Below are 4401 nucleotides of genomic sequence, written 5' to 3'. Positions count from 1 at the left end.
GTGCGCGGCCGCGGTGAGCCGGCTGGTCGCGCGGCCCCGCCACAGCTGGCAGAGCGCGAGCGCGACCGCGTCGGAGGCGTCGGCGGGGCGGGGCGCCTCGGCGAGCCCCAGGATGCGGGCGACCATGGTGCCGACCTGGTCCTTGTCGGCCCGGCCGGACCCGGTGACCGCGGCCTTGACCTCCGACGGGGTGTGCATGGCGAGCCGCACGCCGGCCTGCGCGGCGACGAGCATGACGATGCCGGCGGCCTGCGCGGTGCCCATGACGCTGCGGACGTTGTGCTGGGCGAACACCCGCTCGACGGCGACGACGTCGGGGCGGTGCTCGGCGACCAGCGCCTCGACCGCCGCGTGCACCTGCGCCAGGCGGACGCCGGGCTCGTCGTCGACCGCGGTGCGCACGACCCCGACGTGGACCAGCGTGGCGCGGTGCCCGGTCCCGCCGTCGACGACGGCGACCCCGCAGCGGGTCAGACCCGGGTCGACCCCCAGCACGCGCACGCCCCCACCCTGCCCCGCACCGGGGGCAGGGGGCGTCAGGCGCGCGGCCCGCCCCAGCTCCGGGTGCTAGCCGACGGCCTCGAGCTCGGCCATGACCTCGTCGGACACGTCGAGGTTGGCGTACACGTTCTGCACGTCGTCGGAGTCCTCGAGGGCGTCGATGAGCCGGAACACCTTGGCGGCGTGCTCGGCGTCGACCGGCACGGACGTCGCCGGGACGAAGGAGGCGTCGGCGGAGTCGTAGTCGATGCCCGCCTCCTGCAGCGCGGTGCGGACCTTCACCAGGTCGGTGGGCTCGCACCGCACCTCGAAGGTGTCGCCCTGGTCCTCGACGTCCTCGGCGCCCGCGTCCAGCACGGCACCGAGCACGTCGTCCTCGGTGAGCCCGTCCGGGTGCCCGTCCTGCGCCTTGGCCACGACGATGACGCCCTTGCGGGTGAACAGGAACGACACGCTGCCCGGGTCGGCCATGGTGCCGCCGTTGCGCGTGACGGCGACGCGGACGTCGCTGGCCGCGCGGTTGCGGTTGTCGGTGAGGCACTCGATGAGGACCGCGACCCCGCCCGAGGCGTAGCCCTCGTACATGATCGTCATGTAGTCGGCCCCGCCGCCCTCGGCACCCGAGCCGCGCTTGATGGCGCGGTCGATGTTGTCGTTGGGGACCGAGGTCTTCTTCGCCTTCTGGACCGCGTCGACCAGCGTGGGGTTGCCCGAGAGGTCGGCGCCGCCCGTGCGCGCCGCGACCTCGATGTTCTTGATGAGCTTGGCGAACGACTTGGCCCGCCTGGCGTCGACGACGGCCTTCTTGTGCTTGGTCGTCGCCCACTTGGAGTGACCCGACATCTCTTCTCCTTCTGCTGGCGGTGGCTCAGCCCTGCGGGCCCTCCCGCTGCGACCGGGCCCCGCGGGCCAGGTCGACGAGCACCCGGTGCACCCGGTCGTCGCCGGACACCTCGGGGTGGAAGGCGGTGGCGAGCAGCGCCCCCTGCCGGACGGCGACGATGGTATCGCCCGCGACGGGGCCGGCGACCGTGGCGAGCACCTGTACGCCGGGGCCCGCCTGCACGACCCGGGGGGCACGGATGAAGACCGCGTGCAGGGCGGGACCGGGCAGCCCCGCCATGACGAGGTCGGTCTCGAAGCTGTCGACCTGCCGGCCGAAGCCGTTGCGGCGCACCGTGACGTCCAGGCCGCCGAGGGTGCGCTGGCCGGGCGCGGCCCCCTCGACCCGGTCGGCGAGCAGGATCATGCCGGCGCACGAGCCGAGCGCGGGCATGCCGTCGCGCAGCCGCCCGCGCAGCGGCACGTCGAGCCCGGTCGCGCGCAGCAGCCGGTCCATCGCGCTGGACTCCCCGCCGGGCAGGACGAGGGCGTCGACGGTGGCGAGCTCGGCCTCCCGCCGGACGGTCACCGCCTCGGCGCCGCAGCGGCGCAGCGCCGCGAGGTGCTCGGCCACGTCGCCCTGGAGCGCGAGGACCCCCACCCGGCAGGTCACGCCGGGCGGCCCGGCAGGGGCCGCGACAGCCCCGGCCGCGGGTGCGTCACGACCTGTCACGCGAGGTCACCCGTGGGACCATGAACCGTGGCACTCGCGACCTTCCTCGTCATCCAGGCACTCCTCGTCGCGGTCTCCGTGGTGCTCCTGCGCCCCGGGACGGACGTCCTCGCCGCCCGCGTCACCGGCACCGAGGTCCAGCGCTCCGACCTGCGCCTGGTCGGCTGGATCGTGGTCGGCGCCGCGGCCGTGCTGCTCGTCGGCGTGGCCCTGCTCGTCGGCCTGCTGCACGCCGTGCCGCTCGTCGTCGTCTCCGTCGTCGCGGGCGTCGGCGCCGAGGCGCTCGCCCGCCGGGTGGGGCGGCCCGGGACGCAGGCCTCGCTCATGGTGTGGCTCGAGCGGACGCTGCTGCGGACCCAGGACCTCGGCCGGGCGGGCGGCGCGCAGGCCACCCGCCTCGGCCGGGACGTCACCAGCCGCGCTCGGCGAGCCGGTGCGGGGCGGGCAGCTCGTCGACGTTGATCCCCACCATGGCGTCGCCGAGGCCGCGGGAGACCTTGGCGATGACGTCGGGGTCGTCGTGGAAGGTCGTCGCCTGGACGATGGCCGAGGCGCGGGCGGCGGGGTCGCCGGACTTGAAGATGCCGGAGCCGACGAACACGCCGTCGGCGCCGAGCTGCATCATCATCGCCGCGTCGGCCGGGGTGGCGATGCCGCCCGCGGTGAACAGCACGACGGGCAGGCGGCCGGCCTCGGCGACCTCGCGGACCAGGGGCAGCGGGGCCTGCAGCTCCTTGGCCGCGACGTAGAGCTCGTCGGGGCTCATCGAGGACAGCCGGCGGATCTCGCCCCCGATGGTCCGCATGTGGGTCGTGGCCTGGCTGACGTCGCCGGTGCCCGCCTCGCCCTTGGAGCGGATCATCGCCGCGCCCTCGCTGAGCCGGCGCAGCGCCTCGCCGAGGTTGGTCGCGCCGCAGACGAAGGGCACCGTGAAGCGCCACTTGTCGATGTGGTGGCTGTAGTCGGCCGGGCTCAGCACCTCGGACTCGTCGACGTAGTCCACGCCGAGGCTCTGCAGCACCTGCGCCTCGACGAAGTGCCCGATCCGGGCCTTGGCCATGACGGGGATGGAGACCGCGCCGATGATCGCCTCGATCATGTCGGGGTCGGACATCCGGGAGATGCCGCCCTCGGCGCGGATGTCGGCGGGGACACGCTCGAGCGCCATGACGGCCACGGCACCGGCGTCCTCGGCGATGCGGGCCTGCGCCACGTCGACGACGTCCATGATGACGCCGCCCTTGAGCATGTCGGCCATGCCGCGCTTGACGAGGTCGGTGCCGGTGACAGGGGTGGTGCGGGGGCCGCCGGGGGCGGTGGGGTCGGTCATGGGCACATCGTAGGTTCGCCGTCCCGCGCGCCGTGCGGCGGTCACGGCGCCCTGCCGGTCAGTCCAGGACGGGCGAGGTGCCGGCGCTGGTGAAGACGACCCAGGTCCGGCCTGCGTCGAGGTGCAGGACCTCGCCCGCAGGGGTCGTGTACGTCGTCGGGTCCTCCGGGGCGGGACGGGACCAGCGGCCCGCGTGGGCCTGCCCGTCGCGCAGCACGAGCACCTCGCCCTCGCCGACCGGCCTCACCTCGGGGCTCCGCGCCCCGGTGACGTCGACGTACGGCGAGCCCACGACCTCGACCTGCTGGAAGACGACCGTGTCGGCGCCGAGCCGGCCGCCCTCGGCGGCGGTGGACGCCCGCCCGTCCATGCTCAGCAGCCAGCGGTCCTCCTCCGCCGACCACGCGACACCGATCTCCGCCGCGCGCCAGGAGTAGGAGGCGCTGTCCACGTCGCGCCCCCCGGACGGTGCCGGTCCGAAGCGGAAGCCGACGTCGACGGCCACCCCGGCGTCGGGGACGCGCGCCAGGAGCTGGCCCGGGCTGCCCATGACGTCGTACGGCGTCTCCCGCCCGGGCGAGCGGACGAAGCCGTCGCGGGCGGTGTCGAAGGACACGAGCGCGAGGTCGGCGGCCTCGAGCTCGCCGACGACGCCCTCGTTGCCGCCGGAGAAGACGAACCCGGGCGAGGAATAGCGGCCGAGGATGAGGATGTCGCTGGTGCGGGCGCTGCGGACCGGGCCGACCTCGCCGGGCATCTCGGTCTGGAACACGGCGAGCAGCCGGGTGACGCCGCCCTCGACCTCCTCGACGTAGACCACGTCGGCCTTGCTGAGGCCCGCCTGCGGGCGGGCAGAGGCCGTGTTGTCGACCTTGACCGCGAGGACCCGGCCGGCGGGCACGTCCGTGCCGGTGAGCCAGTTCGTGCCGGCGGCCGCGCCGACGCGGGGGGCGCTGGCGACCGGGGCGGGCAGGTCGCCGGGCGCGGTGACGGCCGGCTGGTCCGGCGGCGGCGC

At 75.3% G+C, this 4401-nt stretch carries 6 protein-coding genes; 1 reads left to right on the top strand and 5 read right to left on the bottom strand.

Features of this window, described 5'->3' with window-relative positions:
- The 3 genes from ruvC to pdxT form a co-directional block, all read right to left on the bottom strand.
- Positions 1-501 (bottom strand): crossover junction endodeoxyribonuclease RuvC (ruvC, locus tag WCS02_RS17930; RefSeq protein ID WP_340295646.1); only part of this gene is annotated, 501 nt, incomplete at its 3' end.
- 66 nt (positions 502-567) lie between these two features.
- A complete protein-coding gene (locus tag WCS02_RS17925) occupies positions 568-1344 on the bottom strand; it encodes a YebC/PmpR family DNA-binding transcriptional regulator (protein WP_340295645.1) in 777 nt (258 codons plus the stop codon).
- A 25-nt stretch (positions 1345-1369) separates the two neighbouring features.
- Entirely contained in the window at positions 1370-1996 is a 627-nt protein-coding gene (pdxT, locus tag WCS02_RS17920; protein ID WP_340295648.1) for a pyridoxal 5'-phosphate synthase glutaminase subunit PdxT, read from the bottom strand.
- 87 nt (positions 1997-2083) lie between these two features.
- Between pdxT and WCS02_RS17915 the strand changes: the two genes are divergently transcribed.
- On the top strand, positions 2084-2518 hold the full coding sequence (locus tag WCS02_RS17915; protein ID WP_340295643.1) for a hypothetical protein: 435 nt from the start codon (positions 2084-2086) through the stop codon (positions 2516-2518).
- On the opposite strand, the gene pdxS is transcribed toward WCS02_RS17915, so the two are convergent.
- Together pdxS and WCS02_RS17905 are read right to left on the bottom strand one after the other, a co-directional pair.
- On the bottom strand, positions 2466-3386 hold the full coding sequence (gene pdxS / locus WCS02_RS17910) for a pyridoxal 5'-phosphate synthase lyase subunit PdxS (RefSeq protein WP_340295641.1): 921 nt from the start codon (positions 3384-3386) through the stop codon (positions 2466-2468). The two genes, WCS02_RS17915 and pdxS, sit on opposite strands and share 53 nt — an antisense overlap.
- 58 nt (positions 3387-3444) lie before the next feature.
- Positions 3445-4401, bottom strand: a 957-nt coding sequence (locus tag WCS02_RS17905) for a DUF3048 domain-containing protein (protein ID WP_340295640.1), incomplete at its 5' end; no start/stop codon positions are given.

Source organism: Aquipuribacter hungaricus (assembly GCF_037860755.1).
Classification (GTDB): Bacteria; Actinomycetota; Actinomycetes; order Actinomycetales; family JBBAYJ01; genus Aquipuribacter; species Aquipuribacter hungaricus.
The sequence above is the reverse complement of the archived record's forward strand: the minus strand, read 5'-3'. Positions and strand labels throughout refer to the sequence as shown.